Below are 20,392 nucleotides of genomic sequence, written 5' to 3' on the forward strand. Positions count from 1 at the left end.
GGGATCTGGGATCCCGGCCTCTTTCTATTTGTACTCTCCTCATGATGACTGCTGCGTCGCCTGCTCAACCTCGGACAATGCAGGTCGCGCAATGCGAGTCCCCCACTCGTAGAGCGCCAGGATGGCAAGACAGAGCAGGGCCATGAACCCGTAAAGCCAGCTGCCTCCCCAGTTTGCCACCATCCAGCCCCCCAACAAGACGCCGATGGCAACCCCCATGCCAGACATGGAGGCCGCGCCGAAATAACTGCCTTTGAGGTGTGCAGGAGCCATCTGATCGATCAACACATTGAGCAGCGGGAACAAGATGCACTCCCCCACACTCAGCAGCACCACCGCAACCAACCAGTGCCACCAGATGGCGGTATCGCCGAGGGCAAACAGCAGCTGGGCGCCGAGAAAGAGGGCAACCCCGAGCTGCAGCCTGTGCTTGATGCGCCAGTTTGCAGTCAGATGCAACAGCGGGAACTGCAATATCACTATGGTCAGCGCATTGGCCGTCACCAGCAGGCCGATGAGCCGCTCTACCTCCGGGGTGCCTGCCCGGGTCAGGTACTGGATGAGCGGTGACTCAAACTGGGCATAGACCAGCATCAGCAGCAAGTTGGCCAGGGTCAGCAGCAAGAAGCCGCGATCCCGGGCTAGCACCCTCAGCACGGCGCGCATGCCGGGACCGGCCGTGCTGCCAACCTGACAACGGGCCAACCTAAAACCGATGAAGAAGGTGACTCCGAGCAGCAGGTAGCTGATGCAAAGCAGCAGGAAGGTCTCCTGGCGCGCACTCAGGCCATAGGTGACGCCGATCAGGGGACCAATGGCCGCGCCCAGATTGAGCAGAAAATAACGCAGGTGCAGCGCCAGCTCGCGGGCCTTGGGCTCCTCCAGGCTGTCGGCCATCAACGCCTTGCCCGGTGAGTCGATGAGCCCATAGGAGAGACCGCTGCCAATCACCCCGAGCGCCAGCCAGGCGACTTGATGGGAGAGGCCCAGCAGGCCGAAGCTGACCGCCGAAACCAGACAGCCGAACAGCAGTATGTTGCGCCGCCCCCACTTGTCCGACAGCCAGCCGCCATAGAAGCTGACCAGGGTCGAGAGCGCCGCCGTGGCCCCCAGGATGAGGCCAATCAGGGTCGCGGAGAGGTCATAGTCGCGATAGAGCAAGATGGAGAGGAAGGGCCAGACCATGAAGAAGCTGGTGCGCACCATAAAGGTCCCCAGGATCACGATCCAGACTAGCGGGGGAAATTGCCTGAGATAGGCCCACGACATACTGCAACTCCTTATGACAGCTTGAGAGCGGGTCCTCCGTTATAACAATGGGCTTCAAAAGAAACAATGGCATTGGCACAGATAAAATCCAGGCACAAAAAAGCCGACCCTGAGGTCGGCTTTTTCACAGCACAGATACCTTATTCGGCAGCTGGCTCTTCGGTGGTGGCAACAGCCACATCGGCGGCCGGAGCGGCGGCTTCGGTCGGTGCATTCGCTTCCTTGATGGAGAGACGCACACGGCCTTGACGGTCCACTTCCAGTACCTTCACCTTGACCACGTCACCGATGGTCAGGTGGTCAGCCACGTTCTGTACGCGGGCATCGGTGATCTGGGAGATGTGCACCAGACCGTCTTTACCCGGCAGAATGTTGACGAAGGCGCCAAAGTCGGCCAGACGCACAACCTTGCCTTCATAGATGCGGTTTACTTCGATCTCGGCGGTGATGGCCTCGATACGACGAATGGCTTCCATGGCAGCTTCGTTGGCTACGGCAGAGATGCGGACGGTACCGTCATCATCCAGCTCAATGTTGGTGCCGGTCTCTTCGGTCAGGGCACGGATCACTGAACCACCTTTACCGATCACATCCTTGATCTTCTCGGGATTGATCTTGATGGTGTGAATGCGCGGTGCAAAATCGGAGATCTCGCTGCGCGGTGCCTGGATGGCTTCGTCCATGACCTTCAGGATGTGCAGGCGAGCGCCACGAGCTTGCTTGAGGGCAATCTCCATGATCTCTTTGGTGATGCCTTCGATCTTGATGTCCATCTGCAGCGCAGTGATACCCTGGGTGGTACCGGCCACCTTGAAGTCCATGTCGCCGAGGTGATCTTCATCACCCAGGATGTCGGACAGCACCACGAAACCTTCTTCTTCCTTCACCAGACCCATGGCGATACCGGCAACGGAGGCCTTGATCGGCACACCCGCGTCCATCAGCGCCAGGGAGGAACCACAGACGGAAGCCATGGAGGAGGAGCCGTTGGACTCGGTGATCTCAGAGACCACACGTACCACGTACGGGAACTCGGCGGCGCTCGGCATCACGGCAGCGACGCCGCGCTTGGCCAGACGACCGTGACCGATTTCACGACGCTTGGGGCTACCCATCATGCCGGTCTCGCCGACGCAGTACGGCGGGAAGTTGTAGTGCAGCATGAAGCGGTCGGCGCGATGGCCGGTCAGCTCGTCGATGTTCTGGGCGTCACGCTCTGTCCCCAGGGTCGCAACAACCATGGCTTGCGTCTCACCGCGAGTGAACAGGGCGGAGCCGTGGGCGCGCGGCAGTACGCCGGTGCCGACGTGCAGGGCACGGATCATTTCCGGATCGCGACCATCGATACGCGGCTCACCACGCACCACACGGCCACGGACGATGCGGCTTTCCAGATTGTGGAACTCTTCGCCAATCTTCTTGGCATCGGCTTCCACACCGGAGGCGATGACCTGCTCGACCACACGCTGCTTGATGGCACCGATGGCGGCGTAGCGCACGGCCTTCTCGGTGATGCGGTAGGCTTCACCCAGTTCAGCGGTTGCCAGCTCGGCAATCTTGGCCTTCAGGGGCTCGTTGACGGCAGGCGGAGTCCAATCCCAAGGCTGGGTAGCAACTTCGGCTGCGAATTCGTTGATGGCGTTGATCACGACTTGCATCTGCTCGTGGCCATAGACAACCGCGCCCAGCATCACTTCTTCAGAGAGGATGGCTGCTTCGGATTCCACCATCAGTACCGCGTTGGCAGTACCGGCAACCACCAGATCCAGATCGCTCTGGGGCAGTTCGGTGGTGGTCGGGTTCAGCACATACTGACCGTTCATGTAACCGACGCGAGCGGCAGCGATAGGGCCACCGAACGGGATGCCGGAGGTGGCCAGGGCGGCGGAAGCGCCGATCATGGCAACGATATCGGGGGACACGGCCGGGTTCACGGACATGACGGTGGCAACCACCTGAACCTCATTGAGGAAGCCTTCCGGGAACAACGGGCGGATGGGGCGGTCGATCAGACGGGAGATCAGGGTCTCACCTTCGCTGGGACGGCCTTCACGACGGAAGAAACCACCCGGGATACGACCAGCAGCATAGGTACGCTCCTGATAGTTGACGGTCAGCGGGAAGAAATCGCGACCGTGGTCGGCCTCTTTCTTACCAACAACGGTCACAAATACGCAGGTATCGTCCATGCTGACCATGACGGCCGCAGTGGCTTGACGGGCCATCACACCGGTTTCCAGTGTGACGGTGTGTTGACCGTACTGGAATGACTTTACAATAGGATTCACGTGAATTTCCTTTTGACAATTTGGCTCTTTAAATTCGCGTGCAAGTATACTTGATCCGAACCAAAAGGTAAGCGCTTACCTGAATTGAGTGATAAGACAACAGCTTGCAAGGCAATAAAAAAGGGGAACCTCGCGGTTCCCCTTTTTCGCAAAATCTGATTGTCGATTAACGACGCAGACCCAGCTTGGCGATCAGAGCAGCATAACGCTGAACGTCCTTACGCTTCAGGTAGTCCAGCAGCTTACGACGCTGGGAAACCATGCGCAGCAGACCGCGACGACCGTGGTGGTCTTTGGAGTGCTGTTTGAAGTGACCTTGCAGATGATTGATCTGTGCAGTCAGCAGGGCAACCTGAACTTCAGGAGAGCCAGTGTCGTTGGCGCAACGAGCGTTGTCAGCAACGATGGAAGCTTTGATCTCAGCATTTAGAGACATAATGTTACTCCGATAGAGTGTTTAAAGAATCACAGCCAATCTCTAATTCAGCCGTGAAATGAGGGCGGTATCATAATCGCAGCGCCTGGCTAACGCAATGGTTAACTCGGTCACGGCCTTATCCGCCATTAATCTTCGTCGTGATAACGCACCAGACGCTTGGGAGCAACACGCCCTTCGTCGTCTATCTCGCCCACACCGATGAACTCACGCTCCGGACCGACCGTCATGCGGACCTGTCCGCTCGAGGGGGCACCCGGAACCTGCACGGCCTGGCCCTGGTTCACATAAGCGGCCACGGCCGTCAACATGTTCACCTCGGGCAAGGCAGCGACTGCGGTATCCATCGGCAGCAGCAAGGGATCAAGCTGTTCGCGGGGTGGCGTGCTCTCGGCCTTGGTCTGCTCGAAGATGCACTCGAGCTGCTCCAGAGTCAGCATCCGCTCATAGGGATATTGAGCCACTTGAGTTCGACGCAACGCTGTGACGTGAGCGCCACAGCCGAGCACTTCCCCCAGATCATCGACCAGGGTACGAATGTAGGTACCCTTGCTGCAATGCACCTCAAGTTTCACCTCATCGCCCTCGAAGCTGAGCAGCTTGAGCTCGAAGATGGTGATGGGACGCGCTTCTCGCTCGATGACGATGCCTTCACGGGCATATTCATAGAGCGGGCGGCCATTGTGCTTGAGGGCCGAGAACATGGACGGCACCTGCATGATGGGACCGCGGAACTGATCCAGTGACTCGATCAGTGTCCCCATGGCCACGTTCACGGCACGGGTGGTCACCACCTCGCCATCGGAGTCGCTGGTATTGGTGCGCTCGCCCAGCTTGGCGGTCACCTCATAGCGTTTGTCCGCTTCCAGCAGATACTGGGAGAACTTGGTGGCCTCGCCGAAGCAGATCGGCAACATGCCGGTCGCCAGGGGATCCAGGGCGCCGGTGTGACCGGCCTTGGCGGCGTTGTAGATGCGCTTGACCTTCTGCAACACATCGTTGGACGTCAGCCCGGTTGGCTTGTCCAGCAGCAGGATGCCGTGTACGTCACGGCCCTTGAAACGACGTTTACGAGACATCTCAGGCTTTATCCTCTGTGCTGTCATCGGCAGCGGGCACTTCGTCTTCACGGCCGGCTTCGGCCATGCGACGCTTGTCGTCACGCACGGTATTGGACACCAGGTTGGAGATACGCATCCCTTCGACCAGGGTCTGGTCGTAGTAGAAGCGCAGCTCAGGCACCACGCGCAAGCGCATGGCGCTGCCGAGCAGGCTGCGGATGTAACCGGCAGCCTCGGTCAGGCCCTTGAGCCCTTCCTTGATACGCTCGCCGTCATTCTCCAGCTGCAAGAAGGTGACATACACCTTGGCATAGTTGAGGTCCTTGGACACTTCCACGTCCGAGACGGTTACCATGCCGATACGTGGGTCTTTCACCTCACGTTGCAGAATGAGCGCGATTTCGCGCTGGATCTGCTGGCCGACCCTGTTGGTCCGGCTGAATTCTCTGGCCATATTTCTATCCTGCGATAAAAGGGGGCCGCAGCCCCCTATTTTGTCTTGCTCTCGGCTTACAGAGTCCGTTGAATTTCAACAGTCTCGTAAACTTCGATCTGGTCGCCTTCGCGTACGTCATTGTAGTTCTTGACCGCGATACCACACTCGTAACCGTTGCGGACTTCGTTGACGTCATCTTTGAAGCGACGCAGGGATTCCAGCTCGCCTTCATAGATAACCACGTTCTCACGCAAGACGCGGATACGGTTGGAGCGTTTGACCACACCTTCGGTAACCATACAGCCGGCAACGGCGCCGAACTTCGGTGACTTGAAGACGCTACGCACCTGAGCCAGACCGATGATCTCCTGACGATATTCAGGAGCCAGCATGCCGCTCATGGCCTGCTTCACTTCGTCAATCAGGTCATAGATGACGGAGTAGTAACGCAGATCCAGGTTCTCGGCTTCGATAACCTTGCGAGCGGAAGCGTCGGCACGGACGTTGAAGCCGACCAGGATACCGCTGGACGCGGCGGCCAGCGTGGCATCGGTCTCGGTGATGCCACCAACCCCGGAGCCGACAATCTTGACCTTGACCTCTTCGGTGGACAGCTTGACCAGCGCATCGCAGATGGCTTGCACCGAACCCTGTACGTCGGCCTTGATCACCACGTTCACTTCGGACACTTCGCCCTCGGTCATGTTGGCGAACATGTTCTCCAGCTTGGCCTTCTGCTGGCGAGCCAGCTTGACTTCGCGGAACTTGCCTTGACGATAGAGCGCCACTTCACGGGCTTTCTTCTCATCACGTACAACGGTGGCTTCGTCACCGGCAGAGGGAACACCGGACAGACCCAGGATTTCAACTGGCAGGGAGGGACCCGCTTCCTTGATCTCGCGACCCAGTTCGTCACGCATGGCACGAACACGGCCGTATTCCAGACCACAAAGGACGATGTCGCCCTGGCGCAGAGTACCTTCTTGTACCAGTACGGTAGCAACAGGACCGCGACCCTTGTCCAGGAAGGACTCGATCACGACGCCATTGGCCATGCCATCGACAACCGCTTTCAGTTCCAGTACTTCGGACTGGATCAGGATGGCTTCCAGCAGCTCGTCGATGCCTTCGCCAGACTTGGCGGAGACGTGCACGAACTGGCTATCACCACCCCAATCTTCGGACATGACGTTGTAACGGGACAGCTCGGTCTTGACGCGATCCGGATCCGCTTCTGGCTTGTCGATCTTGTTGACCGCAACCACGATGGGCACACCGGCCGCCTTGGCGTGCTGGATGGCTTCGATGGTCTGCGGCATGACGCCGTCATCGGCAGCAACGACCAGGACAACGATATCGGTCGCCTGGGCACCACGAGCACGCATGGAGGTAAACGCGGCGTGACCCGGGGTATCCAGGAAGGTGATCATGCCACTGTCGGTTTCGACGTGATACGCACCGATGTGCTGGGTGATACCACCGGCTTCCCCTGCGGCAACCTTGGCTTTACGGATATAGTCGAGCAGCGAGGTCTTGCCATGGTCAACGTGACCCATGATGGTCACGACCGGTGCGCGCGGCTTGGCTTCGGAAGTCTCGTCACGATCGGACAGTACCGCCTCTTCCAGCTCGTTCTCACGACGCAACACCACCTTGTGGCCCATCTCCTCGGCAACCAGCTGAGCGGTTTCCTGGTCGATGACCTGGTTGATGGTGGCCATGGCGCCCATCTTCATCATCGCCTTGATGACTTCGACACCCTTGACGGCCATCTTGTTGGCCAGCTCGGCCACAGTGATGGTTTCGCCGATGACGACATCACGGTTCACCACGGCAGCCGGCTTGTTGAAGCCGTGCTTCATGGCGTTAGGCATGGCCATCTTGCCGCGCTTGCCCTTGCGAGCACGCGGATCACGGGAGTTGCGATCATCTTCGCGGCGACCCGGTTTCTTGGGAGCACTCTTGGCGGCGGCGGCAGTACGACGGCTGGTCTCTTCTTTGCGATCCAGTTCGTCTTCTGCTGCTTGCGCATGCTTGTTGGTGGTCAGGTGGTAGTCGCTGCTCTCTTTGGCGCGAGCGGCCTCTTCCTCTGCCCAACGGGGGCCGTTCTGTTCCGCCATGATGCGAGCCTCTTCGGCTTTCTTCGCGGCGAGTTCTTCAGCCTTGGTCAAGGCTGCTTGTTCCTGTTGGCGCTTCAGTTCTTCTGCTTCGCGCTTGGCCATCTTTTCTGCCTCTTGCTGAGCTGTGCTACCGGCTGCTTTAGCGGGCTGTTGAGCCTGCTTGGCCTTTGATTGTGCCTCGGTGCGCGCCTTTTCCTCAGCTTCACGACGAGCTTGCTCAGCCGCCAGGCGAGCCTTCTCTTCAGCCTCACGGCGAGCCTTTTCTTCGGCTTCGTGACGAACTTTTTCTTCTGCTTCCAAACGCGCTGTTTCCTCGGCTTCCGTCTGGCGCTGCTCATCTTCGAGCGCCGAACGTCTTACATAGGTGCGAGACTTACGCACTTCTACCTGCACTTCTTTATTCTTGCCGCCAGTACCTTGAACATTCAAGGTGCTCTTGGTTTTGCGCTGCAAGGTCATGCGGGCAGGTGCGAGAGTCTCGTCACCTCCATGCTGTTTCTTCAGATGGGCCAGCAGAGTCTGTTTCTCAGACTCGCTGACCAGGTCGTCGGCCTTGCTCTTGCTGATACCGGCGTCGACAAACTGCTGGAGAAGACGATCAACCGGTGTGTCGATGTCAGTGGCAAGTTGTTTGACTGATACTTCTGCCATTCATTATCCTCCGTTTGATCTTAACTAGACTGCTCTTCTCCGAACCAGCAGATGTTGCGAGCAGCCATAATCAGCTCACCAGCTTTCTCTGCGGTCAGTTCTTCAATATCAGCAAGGTCATCGATGCCTTGCTCTGCCAAGTCTTCCAGATTGCCGATACCGCGGGCAGCCAATGCATAGGCCAATTCGCGATCCAGGCCTTTGAGACCGAGCAGTTCTTCGGAAGGCTCAACACCTTCGAACGATTCTTCTTTGGCCAGGGCCTGGGTAGTCAGGGCATCCTTGGCACGGGTGCGCAGCTCTTCGACCATGTCTTCATCCAGACCGTCGATGGCCAGCAACTCGTTGACCGGTACGAAGGCAATCTCTTCCAGAGTCGAGAAGCCCTCTTCCATCAGCAGACCGGCGAAATCGTCATCGATATCCAGGGTGCTGGTGAACAGGGTCAGGATACGGTCGTTCTCGGCCTGGTGCTTGGCACGCATGTCCTCGACGGTCATGACATTCAGCTCCCAACCGGTCAGTTGGGAAGCCAGACGCACGTTCTGACCGTTACGGCCGATGGCCTGAGCCAGGTTGGCTGCTTCCACGGCGATATCCATGGTGTGGTTGTCTTCATCAACGATGATGGAGGCCACATCAGCCGGGGCCATGGCATTGATCACGTATTGAGCAGGGTTGTCATCGTACAAGACGATGTCGGCGCGCTCGCCACTCAGCTCGGCGGAAACCGCCTGCACACGAGCGCCACGCATGCCGATACAGGCACCGATCGGGTCGATACGACGATCGTTGGTCTTGACCGCGATCTTGGCGCGGGAACCCGGGTCACGGGCGGCGCCCATGATCTCGATCATCTCTTCACCGATTTCCGGTACTTCGATGCGGAACAGCTCTTTGATGAACTCTGGGCTGGAACGGCTGACAAACAGCTGGGAACCACGCGCCTCAGGGCGTACCGCATAGAGCAGGCCACGGATGCGATCGCCTGGACGGAAGGTCTCGCGCGGCAGCATGTCGTCACGGAAGATCACGGCCTCGGCATTGCTGCCCAGATCCAGGATCACGTTGTCACGGTTGCTCTTCTTGACCACACCACTGATGATGGTGCCTTCTTTGTCCTTGAACTGATCCACGACCTGGGAACGCTCGGCTTCACGCACTTTCTGCACGATAACCTGCTTGGCGGTCTGAGTGGTGATACGGTCGAAGGTAACAGAGTCAATCTGGTCTTCTACATAGTCACCGATCTGGATCTCGGGATCATCGATCTGAGCCGCTTCCAAGGTGATCTCGCCGTAAGCGTTCTCCATGGAAGCCTGATCGGCGACCACGACCCAACGACGGTAGGTGTCATAGTCACCGGTCTTGCGGTCGATCTCGACGCGAACTTCGATCTCGCCTTCGTATTTCTTCTTGGTAGCCGTCGCCAGCGCAGTTTCCAGCGCCTCGAAGATCTTCTCGCGGGGCACGGCTTTCTCGTGTGACACTGCGTCAACGACCAGCAAAATTTCTTTATTCATATCCGATAGCCTCGTTAACCAAAGTTCGGCACTATGTTCGCTTTTTGGATATTGGTGAAAGCGAACAGCTCGTCCTTACCATCCACCGTCAGGGTGATGGTATCCCCCTGCACGGCTTTGATTACGCCTTTGAACTTGCGGCGGTTATTTGTTGCCATTCGAAGCTGCACCGCCGCCTCCTGGCCAACGTATTTTTCGAACTGGGTAACCTTGAACAGGGGACGATCCAGACCGGGAGAGGAGACTTCCAGGTAGTACTCCTCGGTGATGGGATCTTCAACGTCCATGATGGCACCGGCCTGACGGCTCACCTCGGCGCAGTTTTCAACGGTCACGCCCTGCTCGCTATCTATATAGACACGCAGGGTTGAGTGTTTACCCGCACGGATAAACTCCACACCCCAAAGTTCAAAACCCAAGGCTTTGATAGGCGCCTCGAGCAGATCGGTCAAACGCTGTTCCAACGTAGCCAAAGTTACCCTCCGAAAAAAACAAAAAAAGGGCATATAGCCCAGATGAAGTACAAAGTCAGAGTAAATTGCACATAACAAAAAGCCCCGATGTCAAATCGGGGCTTGGCGCTGTACCCTGATTGTCGCCTCGCAGCGACCGCTTTCCTGAGCGAAGGAATGCGTGAAATTTGGTTGCGGGGGCCGGATTTGAACCGACGACCTTCGGGTTATGAGCCCGACGAGCTACCATGCTGCTCCACCCCGCGTCCGAAATCGTGCGAGATTATAGCCTTATCCGTCTTTTCGTACAAGAAAGAAGGGCCATAATATACCTGGTCACCCAGGCTCACTACTTAATTGGTGCCGTGGGCGGGACTCGAACCCGCACACCCTAGAGCACTACCCCCTCAAGATAGCGTGTCTACCAATTCCACCACCACGGCAAAACTCACTCAGTTGGGAACGTCGGAATCTTTCTTCACCGGCGTTTCAGTCTGCTCAACCTGTTGGGTTTGTTGCAGATTTTCCCACTCGCTACCCTGTTTAGCTTTGTGGCCAGACATGGAGCCAAGCACCAGACTGATAACAAAAAACAGAGTTGCCAAAATTGCTGTTGTTCGGGTCAGGAAATTACCTGAACCACTGGAGCCAAATACAGTATTTGATGCCCCTGCGCCGAAGGAGGCGCCCATGTCAGCCCCTTTACCTTGCTGTATCATCACCAGACCAATCAGTGTCAGTGATACCAGCAGATAAACGACTAAAAGAATTTCGTACATTTAACTTGCACCCTTTGCCGCTTCAACAATTCCTAAGAACGCCTGGTCATCGAGGCTTGCTCCACCAATCAGACCGCCGTCAACGTCGGGCTGGGCAAACAAATCTCTCGCATTGGCCGGTGTCAGGCTCCCACCATAGATGATTCTAACTTTATCACCTATTACCGGAGTATCCTCCGCCAAGCGACCACGAATAAAGGAATGAACCTCTTGTGCCTGCTCGGGTGTGGCGCATTTACCTGTGCCTACAGCCCAAATCGGCTCGTAGGCGATAATAGCATTATCGAATGCCATCGCGCCATTCTTCTCTAGGACTATGTCCAGCTCCTCGGCTATCACTTCGAAGGTGCGCCTCGCCTGCCTTGCTGCTCCTGACTCACCCAAACAAAGTATGGGTATCAAGCCTGCCGCTCTGACGGCCGCGAACTTTTCCGCGACAATGAAACTGGTTTCTCCAAAGAGACGCCTACGCTCGGAGTGCCCTACGATAACGTATCGACACCCTGCCTCAATCAGCATCTCACACGAGATCTCTCCCGTATAAGCGCCCGACTTGTGCTGACTCACACTCTGAGCCCCCAACTTCATCAAACCCTGCTCCGCGAGCAGGTTAGATGCAAAGTCGAGATGCACATGGGATGGACACAGTACAGTTTCTACATCATCACTCAACCCCTTGAGGCAAGCGGTGGTGAACCTTTCTAACTGCGACCTGCTACCGTGCAACTTCCAGTTGGCTGCTACAAACGGCTTCCGGTTTCCCATCGGCAAACTCCCTTGCGAAAGCGAGGCAGATAATATCCAGAGGACATTGAACTGACAAGCGCTATTTATGATTTTTTGAATCGTTTGAACAAGATACAACCAGGGCGGTGTAAAAACCGCCCTCATCGCTTATTAAAACGCCGATTTTACCTGTTGAGCAATGCGCTCGGCCATGTCACGAACCTGCTCCTCTTGCTCACCTTCCACCATGACACGGATCAGCGGTTCAGTGCCCGACTTGCGCAGCAGCACCCGCCCACGACCAGCCAACTCTTGCTCAACCTTTTTCACCTCGTCGAGCACGGCTGGCGAAGTCAGGGGATCCTGTCCTTCGGCAAAGCGCACATTGACGAGTATCTGAGGGAACTTACTCATGCCAGAGCGCAGCTTGGCAAGGGGCATCTCGGCAGTACACATGGCTGTGAGCACCTGCAGGGCGGCAACGATGCCATCTCCTGTGGTGGTCTGATCCAGGCAAATGATATGGCCCGAGTTCTCGCCACCGATGCGCCAACCTTTCTCATTGAGCATCTCCAGCACATAGCGATCACCCACCTTGGCACGGGCAAAGGGGATCCCTAACGTTTGCAGCGCCAGCTCAAGGCCCATGTTGGCCATCAGAGTACCGACCACGCCGCCTTTGAGGCGGCCATTGCGCAAGGCATCCCGAGCGATGATATAGAGGATCTCGTCACCATCGATGATGTAACCCGCGTGATCGACCATGACCAGGCGATCCCCATCACCATCGAAGGCGATACCCAGATCAGCCTTAGTCTCCAGTACCTTGGCAACCAGCGCCTCAGGCGCGGTAGAGCCAACCCCTTCATTGATGTTGAGGCCATCCGGACTGCAACCAATGGCAATCACCTCGGCACCCAACTCACGAAACACGGAAGGCGCTATGTGATAGGTGGCGCCATGGCCACAATCTATCACCATCTTGAGCCCCTCCAGGCTGAGGTTGGAGGGGAAGGTACTCTTGCAGAACTCGATGTAACGACCGGCGGCATCCTCGATACGCACCGCCTTGCCAAGCTCGGCCGACTCGACGCACTTGAGCTCGTTGTCGAGTTCAGCCTCGATGGCCAGTTCGACCTCGTCCGGCAGCTTGGTACCGTCGGCTGAGAAGAACTTGATGCCGTTATCATAGAAAGGGTTGTGGGATGCACTGATGACGATCCCCGCTTCGGCGCGGAAAGTGCGGGTCAGATACGCCACTGCAGGGGTAGGCATGGGACCCATCAGTATCGCCTTGAGGCCAGCGGCTGAGAGGCCCGCTTCCAGCGCCGATTCCAGCATGTAACCGGAGATACGGGTATCCTTGCCGATCAGCACTTTCTTGGTACCCTTTTTGGAAAGCACCTTACCGGCAGCCCAACCCAGCTTCATCACGAAATCCGGAGTGATTGGGTATTCACCCACCTTGCCGCGTACCCCATCGGTACCAAAGTATTTTCTAGCCATGGTTTGTTCTCGTTATTTTATTTGGAGTTAAAATCATTTCCCGTTGTTGCCAACCAACCGATGCGCAGCGCATCCATGGTTTCGCGCACGTCGTGCACCCTTATGATGCGGGCTCCCTGTTGCATCCCTATCAGGGCGCAAGCCAGGCTGCCGGCGAGGCGCTCGTCGACAGAGCGACCAAGCAAGCTGCCTATCATAGACTTTCGCGACATCCCCACCAAGAGTGGCAAACCATAATCGAGCAAGGCGGCTTGCCTTGCGAGCAGTTGATAATTGTGCGCGAGAGTCTTGCCAAAGCCATAACCCGGGTCGAGCAGCAGCTGCGCACGGGGAATGCCAACGGCAAGACAGGCGGCGATCCTTTCATCAAAGAAAGCCCTCACCTCCCCCACCAGGTCATCGTAATGCGGTTCTGCCTGCATGGTTCTTGGCTGCCCCTGCATGTGCATCAGACAAACGGGCACGTCAGCCTGCGCCGCAGCGGCCAGAGCCCCTGGCTCCAGCAGGGCACGCACATCATTGATAAGGTGACCGCCAGCAGCGCACCCCTCGCGCATCACTATGGCCTTGGAGGTATCGAGGGAGATCATCACCTCCAGTTCGCGGGCGATCCGCTCAACCACCGGCACCACCCTATCCAGTTCTTCCTGCTCACTCACATCGGGGGCACCAGGGCGAGTCGACTCCCCTCCTATGTCGATCAGGGTGGCACCATCGCTCACCATCTGGCGGGCATGGTTAAGCGCCTGCTCTATCTGATTGAAGCGGCCGCCATCGGAGAAGGAGTCCGGGGTCACATTGAGGATCCCCATGACATGGGGACGGTCGAGGGAGAGGCTGATCCCCTTGCTGGATAACTGCATGTTCGAGTCCATTTTCATCAATGAAAAAACCCCGGGCTAGCCCGGGGTTTGAGAGAGAACAATCTTATTTGGCCGGAACGTCGTTGGCTTTGTCGATATCGACATTCGCCTCTTTCGGCTCCTCGGCTTTTACCTCTTCAGGTTCAGCCTTGGTCGCACTACCGCCGTTTGGCGTATCACCGCTGTGATCGTCATGCCAGTTGCTGGGAGCACGCACCTCGCGACGGGACATCAGATCTTCGATCTGTTTGGCGTCGATGGTTTCGTACTTCATCAGCGCATCCTTCATGGTGTGCAACACATCCATGTTGTCCATGAGGATCTGCTTGGCGCGATCATAGTTGCGATCGATGACCAGTTTGATCTCTGCATCAATGATGCGGGCAGTATCATCGGACATGTGCTTGGCCTTGGCCATGCTGCGTCCAAGGAATACCTCGCCATCTTCCTCTGCATAAAGCATGGGGCCGAGACGCTCGGACATCCCCCACTGGGTCACCATCTTGCGCGCTATGTCGGTAGCACGTTCGATGTCGTTGGACGCCCCTGTCGATACCTTTTCGGCACCGTAGATCAGCTCTTCCGCCAGACGACCGCCGTACAGGCTGGAGATCATGGACTCCAGATGCTGCTTGGAGTGGCTCCAGCGATCTTGCTCAGGCAGGTACATGGTCACACCCAGCGCACGACCGCGGGGAATGATCGAAACTTTATAGACGGGATCGTGATCCGGCACCATGCGACCTATGATGGCATGGCCAGCCTCATGGTAAGCCGTCATCTCCTTCTCGGACTCCTGCATCACCATGGAACGACGTTCGGCGCCCATCATGATCTTGTCCTTGGCCCGTTCGAATTCGGACATGGAAACCACGCGGCGACTCTCACGCGCCGAGAACAGGGCTGCTTCGTTGACCAGGTTGGCCAAGTCGGCACCGGAGAACCCCGGAGTACCACGCGCAATGACGGCAGCATTGACATCATCGGCCAACGGCACCTTGCGCATGTGCACTTTCAGGATCTGCTCACGACCACGCACATCCGGCAGACCAACCACAACCTGACGATCGAAACGACCCGGACGCAGCAGGGCAGGATCCAGCACGTCAGGACGGTTAGTCGCGGCGATGACGATGATGCCTTCATTGCCTTCAAAACCATCCATCTCAACCAGCATCTGGTTCAGGGTCTGCTCACGCTCGTCGTGACCACCGCCCAAACCAGCGCCACGCTGGCGACCGACTGCATCAATTTCATCGATGAAGATGATGCAGGGCGATGACTTCTTGGCCTGTTCGAACATGTCACGTACCCGGGAGGCACCCACACCGACGAACATCTCCACGAAATCGGAACCTGAAATAGTAAAGAAGGGTACCTTGGCTTCCCCTGCAATGGCCTTGGCCAGCAGAGTCTTACCGGTACCGGGCGGGCCGACCAGCAACACGCCTGTCGGGATCTTGCCGCCCAGCTTCTGGAACTTGGAAGGATCGCGCAGATAGTCAACCAGCTCCTTCACCTCTTCCTTCGCTTCGTCACAGCCTGCGACGTCACCGAAGGTGGTCTTGATCTGTTCTTCACTCATCAGGCGAGCCTTGCTCTTGCCAAACGACATGGCACCCTTGCCACCGCCGCCTTGCATCTGACGCATGAAGAAGACCCAGACACCGATCAGCAACAGCATCGGGAACCAAGAGATGAAGATGGACGTCAGCAACGACGGCTCTTCCGGCTTCTCACCCATGACTTTCACATTGTGATTGAGCATGTCGTTGAGCAGCTGGGGATCCGGCGCCGGAATGATCGTTTGGAAACGCTCACCGGTGCGCTTGACGCCATTGATGACCTTACCGTCCATCCGCACTTCGCGGATCTGCTCTTGGGCCACTTCTTTTACAAAGCTGGAATAGTCCAGCTGGCGACTGGTGGTATCACTGGGGCTGAAGCTATTGAATACCGACATCAGCACGACGGCGATGACCAGCCACAGGATTAAGTTTTTCGCCATGTCACTCAAATCAGTAACCTCGCAGACTGACAGTTAACGCTAAAAGGTAGGGTACTACAGTTTAAAACCGGTAGCCACAATGTACACTTCGCGCGAGCGGGCTCTTGATGAGTCCGGCTTGCGTATCTTGACTGCAGTAAAAAGTTGTCGTATTTCATTGAGATAGATATCAAATCCCTCCCCCTGAAACACCTTGGCCACGAAACTGCCATTCGCGCGCAGTACTTGGTTGCACATGTCCAGTGCCAGCTCGACCAGATACATGGCTCGCGCCTGATCCACCTGCTGAGTACCGCTCATGTTGGGCGCCATGTCAGACATGACTACGTCCACCTTGTCAGGTCCCACCCGCGCCAGCAGCGCAGCCAGGACAGTTTCCTCCCGAAAGTCCCCTTGCAGGAAATCGACACCAGCGATGGAATCCATCGGCAGAATATCACATGCGATGACACGCCCATTGTCACCCACCTGATCGATGGCAAACTGGGACCAGCCACCGGGAGCGGCGCCAAGATCCACAACCGTCATGCCGGGTTTGAGCAATTTGTCCTTATCCTGGATCTCGTCAATCTTGAACACGGCACGAGATCTCAGCCCAAGTTTCTGGGCTTTTTTGACGTAATGATCGTCGAAATGCTCTTTCAACCAGCGAGTTGAGCTGGGGGAACGTTTTTTCTGGGTCATGGTGATCGGCTTTAAAAAACCACAAGGGTTATTAGTATTAAGGGCTAAGTGGGGGTAGAATACGCCCCTTTCAACCCTGACTTATGAAGAATTTTGCCATGATGCTCAACAATAAACAGAAACAGTACCTCAAGGGCTTGGCCCACAGCCTGAAACCCGTCGTACTGCTTGGTCAACACGGCCTGACAGAAGGCGTTCTGGCCGAGATCGATCTTGCACTGGCCCATCACGAGCTGATCAAGGTGAAAGTTGCCGCCGAAGATCGTGAGATGAAGGCCCTGGTCATGGAAGCCATCGTTCGCGAAACAGGTGCCATCAAGGTACAGAGCATGGGTCATGTACTGACCATCTATCGCAAAGCCAACGAACCCAAGATCCAACTGCCCCGCAAGTAAGAGAGAGCACTGCTCTCTCCCTCATTCCCCTCTTCCTAAGTCGCTTGCCAAAGTAGTCGCCGGGGCCTTAACCTGCGATGAATACTTGGAAACGACGCCATGGATCACCAGCAGATACTCACTGACGAAGAACTGACCATGTTGCGGGAGCTGGGGAAAGACCAGGAGTCAGCCGCCGGGCAATCCCTGAGCGGCTATCTGGATACCCCCCTGCTTGGCCTGCTGCAACGAGCCGACATGCTGGCACTGGAGGCCCGCTTCGCCGGTCATCAGCTCCACTTCCCTCTCTATTTCACCCAAGGTGAGGACGGTTTCCTCGAGCCCCGTATCGCAGCCCCCGTCATTCAGGAGCTCAGCCACGAACATCCCCGCGCCTGGCGCCTGGATACAAAAGGCCGGCTACAGCTGAGCGGAGGAAATTACCAGGTCACCAGCCTCTCTCTCAATGGCCTCATCGTCCAGCGACTGCCCAGCCACCTAAAACGGGGGGATGCCGTCAGTGCCATCTTGATACTGGATGAGTTGGCGCCTCTTGCACTCAGTGGCGTCCTGATCCGCGAGATTCGCAACCAGCAAACCAATATCGGCTGGGCCATCAACTTCCAGATGAACGAGGCGGATCAGGAACGGCTGCGTGGCTGGATGTTCCAGCACCACCAGAGCACCTTCACTCAGGCTTATGCGCCGCCGGCGGAATGAAGCAGACGCACAAATGACAAGAGGGGAGCCTGGCTCCCCTCTTCGCTGTCACGCACCCGGTTACAGGTAGTCGACGCTCAATACTTCGTATTCCACATCCCCCGCCGGGGTCTTGACGATGGCGACATCATCCACTTCCTTGCCGATCAGGGCGCGGGCTATGGGAGAGTTCACCGAGATGAGGTTCTTTTTAATATCAGCCTCATCGTCACCCACTATGCGGTAAGTCACCTCTTCTTCTGTCTCCGACTTGAGCAGATTGACCGTGGCACCAAAGATGACGCGACCATTGTTGGCTATCTTGGTGACATCGATGATCTGGACATTGGAGAGTTTGGCTTCAATTTCCTGAATGCGGCCTTCACAGAAGCCTTGCTGCTCACGGGCGGCATGGTATTCGGCATTCTCTTTCAAATCACCATGCTCACGGGCATCAGCAATCGCTTCGATAATTTGCGGACGCAGCTCGGTCTTAAGATAATCGAGCTCTTTGCGCAGCTGCTCGGCGCCGCGCACAGTCATCGGAGTAGGATTCATAGTCAAAACCTGAGTTGCTTGAAAATGAGACAGCGGCTGTCAAAGAGAGCCGCTGCCATCGGTTTGGATGAGGCATCTTAATATGAAGTCAGGGGAAAATCCATGATCCCCCCCGCCACGTCATCATCCTCTCCCCAGCTTAATTAACCTCTTTTGGCAGTTCAATCGGCGCCGAAGCGCTCGGCTTGCCCTGCATGATAGCGATCTCGACCCGGCGGTTGGTGCTGCGATTCTCGGTCGAGTTATTCGGTACCAGAGGCTGAGTGTCGGCCATACCTTGCACCACAAGGCGACTTTGATCAAAACCTGGCACCTTGAGCATCTGATGCGCAACGGCTACCGCCCGCTGGGAAGAGAGCTCCCAATTGGAGTTGAACAGCTCATTCTCCGTCGCTACGTCATCGGTATGACCGGAGACGGTGATCTCTCCAGGCACATCTTTGAGCAGGCTGGCGACCCTGCGGATCACTGGCCAGAACTGGGGTTGCAGGAAGGCAGAGCCCGCCGGGAAGGAGGCTTTCTCACGAATGCGAATAATGATTTGCTGGCCAAGGGACTCTATCTCGATGGCGCCATCCTGGATCTGATCCTGGAGTTGCTCCGCCAGCTTCTTGGCCAACTCATTGGATTGGGCCTGTTGCTGTTGTTGCTGCTCCTGCTGTGCCTGTTCGCTGGTCTTGCCCCCCGTCAGATCCCCCGCATCCTTCTGCTGACCACCGGACTGATCGGCTTCCCCCGGCTGAAACTCCAGCTCGGTCTGGGTCATGTCGATGGTCTGCTGCATGATGGTATCTATCGGTGTCGGCTCTGGTCGCCCCGGCCTGAACTCCTGGGCGATGACAGAGGTTCCCTTGGGGATATCCTTGACCTCCAATAAATTCTGCACCCCGAATGCGTACTTCATGGAGCCGGCGATCTGTTTGAACTTAAGGACATCCATCTCGGCAAACGAGAGCAGCAGTACAAAAAAGCACATCAGCAGCGACATCAGGTCGGCGAAGGTACCCATATAGGCTGGCAGGCCGGGAGGAGGACAGTTGCATTTAGACATGGCGATTCCTACTCGGTGCCTGCATTACGCTTGGACTGATGCAGGTAATTTTGCAGCATGGACTGGATCACGCGAGGGTTCTGGCCATCCTGGATGCCCATGATGGCGTCCAGGATCAACGCCCGCGAGAGGCGCTCCTCACCGCTGCGCAGTTCCAGCTTGTCAGCAATGGGAATGGCAAACATGTTGGCTTCAATGGCACCATACAGAGTGGTCAGCAGGGCAACGGCCATGGCCGGTCCGATGGATTTGGGGTCGCTCATGTTAGACAACATGGCCACCAGCCCCACGAGCGTACCGATCATTCCCATGGCAGGGCCGAGATCCCCGAGGGCACGAAACACCTTGATGGCAATGACATGCCGATCCGAGGTGAGCTCCATGTCTTTCTCCATCACGGCCCGCACCACTTCGGCATCATGGCCATCGACCAGCATGTCGATGCCCTTCTTCATGAAACTGTTGGGGATCTCCGCCGCCTCTAACGCCAGGAAGCCCCCCTTACGCGCAGCATCCGCCAGTTCGACCGCTTTTTGGATAAGATCATCGATTTTCTCGCCTTTGTGGATGAATGCCTTGCCGGCAATCTTGAAGGCGCCGAAAAACTGGCCAACGTTAAACTTCATCATGGCAATGAAGATGGAGCCCAGCACTGTGATACAGATAGAGGGCACATCGACGAACATGGAGAGGGAACCTCCCAGTATCATGCCGTAGATCACCACCGAAAAACCGAGCACTATGCCGATAAGACTACCTAGATCCACGCCACTACTCCTGTCAGCCGATTCTTGAATTCATTATATTTCATTGAATTTTCTGCTATTGCATCCCAAGCAGCAAGCTCGAAAGTGCGCACTTGCCCCTTGTCGCCTTATATATCGGCAGCGACGGCCAGAGTTTGAGGC

General features: G+C 56.7%; 19 protein-coding genes and 2 tRNA genes. 2 read left to right on the top strand and 19 right to left on the bottom strand.

Features of this window, described 5'->3' with window-relative positions:
* Nucleotides 1–39: 39 nt before the first annotated feature.
* The 16 genes from ACSMDR_RS06140 to rlmE form a co-directional block, all read right to left on the bottom strand.
* A complete protein-coding gene (locus tag ACSMDR_RS06140; protein ID WP_436467631.1) occupies nucleotides 40–1,269 on the bottom strand; it encodes an MDR family MFS transporter in 1,230 nt (409 codons plus the stop codon).
* Nucleotides 1,270–1,409: 140 nt separating this feature from the next.
* On the bottom strand, nucleotides 1,410–3,557 hold the full coding sequence (gene pnp, locus ACSMDR_RS06145; RefSeq protein WP_040319248.1) for a polyribonucleotide nucleotidyltransferase: 2,148 nt from the start codon (nucleotides 3,555–3,557) through the stop codon (nucleotides 1,410–1,412).
* Between the two features lie 166 nt (nucleotides 3,558–3,723).
* A complete protein-coding gene (gene rpsO / locus ACSMDR_RS06150; RefSeq protein ID WP_005905044.1) occupies nucleotides 3,724–3,993 on the bottom strand; it encodes a 30S ribosomal protein S15 in 270 nt (89 codons plus the stop codon).
* A gap of 128 nt (nucleotides 3,994–4,121) precedes the next feature.
* On the bottom strand, nucleotides 4,122–5,072 hold the full coding sequence (truB, locus tag ACSMDR_RS06155; RefSeq protein ID WP_436467632.1) for a tRNA pseudouridine(55) synthase TruB: 951 nt from the start codon (nucleotides 5,070–5,072) through the stop codon (nucleotides 4,122–4,124).
* A gap of 1 nt (nucleotide 5,073) precedes the next feature.
* Entirely contained in the window at nucleotides 5,074–5,508 is a 435-nt protein-coding gene (rbfA, locus tag ACSMDR_RS06160; RefSeq protein ID WP_436467633.1) for a 30S ribosome-binding factor RbfA, read from the bottom strand.
* A 56-nt stretch (nucleotides 5,509–5,564) separates the two neighbouring features.
* Entirely contained in the window at nucleotides 5,565–8,261 is a 2,697-nt protein-coding gene (gene infB / locus ACSMDR_RS06165; RefSeq protein ID WP_005905048.1) for a translation initiation factor IF-2, read from the bottom strand.
* A gap of 20 nt (nucleotides 8,262–8,281) precedes the next feature.
* On the bottom strand, nucleotides 8,282–9,784 hold the full coding sequence (gene nusA, locus ACSMDR_RS06170; RefSeq protein ID WP_436467634.1) for a transcription termination factor NusA: 1,503 nt from the start codon (nucleotides 9,782–9,784) through the stop codon (nucleotides 8,282–8,284).
* Nucleotides 9,785–9,798: 14 nt separating this feature from the next.
* Nucleotides 9,799–10,257, bottom strand: coding sequence for a ribosome maturation factor RimP (gene rimP, locus ACSMDR_RS06175; RefSeq protein WP_005903951.1), 459 nt, complete (start codon nucleotides 10,255–10,257; stop codon nucleotides 9,799–9,801).
* Nucleotides 10,258–10,425: 168 nt separating this feature from the next.
* A tRNA-Met gene (locus tag ACSMDR_RS06180) sits at nucleotides 10,426–10,502 on the bottom strand.
* Nucleotides 10,503–10,594: 92 nt separating this feature from the next.
* Nucleotides 10,595–10,679, bottom strand: a tRNA-Leu gene (locus tag ACSMDR_RS06185).
* Between the two features lie 9 nt (nucleotides 10,680–10,688).
* Complete coding sequence (gene secG / locus ACSMDR_RS06190) at nucleotides 10,689–11,015, bottom strand: preprotein translocase subunit SecG (RefSeq protein ID WP_005903953.1); 327 nt, start codon at nucleotides 11,013–11,015, stop codon at nucleotides 10,689–10,691.
* Nucleotides 11,016–11,780 carry a triose-phosphate isomerase gene (gene tpiA / locus ACSMDR_RS06195; protein ID WP_436467635.1) on the bottom strand — a complete coding sequence of 255 codons (765 nt, stop codon included), beginning with the start codon at nucleotides 11,778–11,780 and terminating at the stop codon, nucleotides 11,016–11,018.
* 132 nt (nucleotides 11,781–11,912) lie between these two features.
* On the bottom strand, nucleotides 11,913–13,247 hold the full coding sequence (gene glmM / locus ACSMDR_RS06200) for a phosphoglucosamine mutase (RefSeq protein WP_436467636.1): 1,335 nt from the start codon (nucleotides 13,245–13,247) through the stop codon (nucleotides 11,913–11,915).
* A gap of 17 nt (nucleotides 13,248–13,264) precedes the next feature.
* Nucleotides 13,265–14,110, bottom strand: a complete 846-nt coding sequence (folP, locus tag ACSMDR_RS06205; protein WP_436467637.1) for a dihydropteroate synthase — start codon at nucleotides 14,108–14,110, stop codon at nucleotides 13,265–13,267.
* A 64-nt stretch (nucleotides 14,111–14,174) separates the two neighbouring features.
* Nucleotides 14,175–16,127 carry an ATP-dependent zinc metalloprotease FtsH gene (ftsH, locus tag ACSMDR_RS06210; protein WP_005903960.1) on the bottom strand — a complete coding sequence of 651 codons (1,953 nt, stop codon included), beginning with the start codon at nucleotides 16,125–16,127 and terminating at the stop codon, nucleotides 14,175–14,177.
* Between the two features lie 45 nt (nucleotides 16,128–16,172).
* Nucleotides 16,173–16,802, bottom strand: a complete 630-nt coding sequence (rlmE, locus tag ACSMDR_RS06215; protein ID WP_005903962.1) for a 23S rRNA (uridine(2552)-2'-O)-methyltransferase RlmE — start codon at nucleotides 16,800–16,802, stop codon at nucleotides 16,173–16,175.
* 98 nt (nucleotides 16,803–16,900) lie between these two features.
* On the opposite strand from rlmE, the gene yhbY reads away from it, so the two are divergent.
* Both yhbY and ACSMDR_RS06225 read left to right on the top strand, forming a co-directional pair.
* Nucleotides 16,901–17,197 (top strand): ribosome assembly RNA-binding protein YhbY, encoded by a 297-nt coding sequence (yhbY, locus tag ACSMDR_RS06220; RefSeq protein WP_005903964.1) that lies wholly within the window; start codon nucleotides 16,901–16,903, stop codon nucleotides 17,195–17,197.
* Between the two features lie 99 nt (nucleotides 17,198–17,296).
* Entirely contained in the window at nucleotides 17,297–17,896 is a 600-nt protein-coding gene (locus ACSMDR_RS06225; RefSeq protein ID WP_436467638.1) for a PilZ domain-containing protein, read from the top strand.
* A gap of 60 nt (nucleotides 17,897–17,956) precedes the next feature.
* Here ACSMDR_RS06225 and greA read toward each other — a convergent pair whose 3' ends face one another.
* From greA to pomA, 3 genes are all read right to left on the bottom strand, one after another.
* Nucleotides 17,957–18,433: a transcription elongation factor GreA gene (gene greA / locus ACSMDR_RS06230; RefSeq protein WP_005903968.1), complete on the bottom strand. Its 477-nt coding sequence runs from the start codon at nucleotides 18,431–18,433 to the stop codon at nucleotides 17,957–17,959.
* Between the two features lie 139 nt (nucleotides 18,434–18,572).
* Complete coding sequence (locus tag ACSMDR_RS06235) at nucleotides 18,573–19,484, bottom strand: flagellar motor protein MotB (protein ID WP_436467639.1); 912 nt, start codon at nucleotides 19,482–19,484, stop codon at nucleotides 18,573–18,575.
* 8 nt (nucleotides 19,485–19,492) lie between these two features.
* Nucleotides 19,493–20,251 (bottom strand): flagellar motor protein PomA, encoded by a 759-nt coding sequence (pomA, locus tag ACSMDR_RS06240; protein WP_436467640.1) that lies wholly within the window; start codon nucleotides 20,249–20,251, stop codon nucleotides 19,493–19,495.
* Nucleotides 20,252–20,392: the final 141 nt, after the last annotated feature.

It is taken from the genome of Aeromonas molluscorum, assembly GCF_051376105.1.
Classification (GTDB): Bacteria; Pseudomonadota; Gammaproteobacteria; order Enterobacterales; family Aeromonadaceae; genus Aeromonas; species Aeromonas molluscorum.

Excerpts from the sequence above, each read along its gene's own strand:
- ACSMDR_RS06140 (WP_436467631.1), bottom strand. The coding sequence starts at position 1,269 with ATGTCGTGGGCCTATCTCAGGCAATTTCCCCCGCTAGTCTGGATCGTG.
- yhbY (WP_005903964.1), top strand. The coding sequence starts at position 16,901 with ATGATGCTCAACAATAAACAGAAACAGTACCTCAAGGGCTTGGCCCAC.
- greA (WP_005903968.1), bottom strand. The coding sequence starts at position 18,433 with ATGAATCCTACTCCGATGACTGTGCGCGGCGCCGAGCAGCTGCGCAAA.
- rbfA (WP_436467633.1), bottom strand. The coding sequence starts at position 5,508 with ATGGCCAGAGAATTCAGCCGGACCAACAGGGTCGGCCAGCAGATCCAG.
- ACSMDR_RS06225 (WP_436467638.1), top strand. The coding sequence starts at position 17,297 with ATGGATCACCAGCAGATACTCACTGACGAAGAACTGACCATGTTGCGG.
- rlmE (WP_005903962.1), bottom strand. The coding sequence starts at position 16,802 with ATGACCCAGAAAAAACGTTCCCCCAGCTCAACTCGCTGGTTGAAAGAG.
- secG (WP_005903953.1), bottom strand. The coding sequence starts at position 11,015 with ATGTACGAAATTCTTTTAGTCGTTTATCTGCTGGTATCACTGACACTG.
- glmM (WP_436467636.1), bottom strand. The coding sequence starts at position 13,247 with ATGGCTAGAAAATACTTTGGTACCGATGGGGTACGCGGCAAGGTGGGT.
- tpiA (WP_436467635.1), bottom strand. The coding sequence starts at position 11,780 with ATGGGAAACCGGAAGCCGTTTGTAGCAGCCAACTGGAAGTTGCACGGT.
- infB (WP_005905048.1), bottom strand. The coding sequence starts at position 8,261 with ATGGCAGAAGTATCAGTCAAACAACTTGCCACTGACATCGACACACCG.
- truB (WP_436467632.1), bottom strand. The coding sequence starts at position 5,072 with ATGTCTCGTAAACGTCGTTTCAAGGGCCGTGACGTACACGGCATCCTG.
- nusA (WP_436467634.1), bottom strand. The coding sequence starts at position 9,784 with ATGAATAAAGAAATTTTGCTGGTCGTTGACGCAGTGTCACACGAGAAA.
- rpsO (WP_005905044.1), bottom strand. The coding sequence starts at position 3,993 with ATGTCTCTAAATGCTGAGATCAAAGCTTCCATCGTTGCTGACAACGCT.
- folP (WP_436467637.1), bottom strand. The coding sequence starts at position 14,110 with ATGCAGTTATCCAGCAAGGGGATCAGCCTCTCCCTCGACCGTCCCCAT.
- ACSMDR_RS06235 (WP_436467639.1), bottom strand. The coding sequence starts at position 19,484 with ATGTCTAAATGCAACTGTCCTCCTCCCGGCCTGCCAGCCTATATGGGT.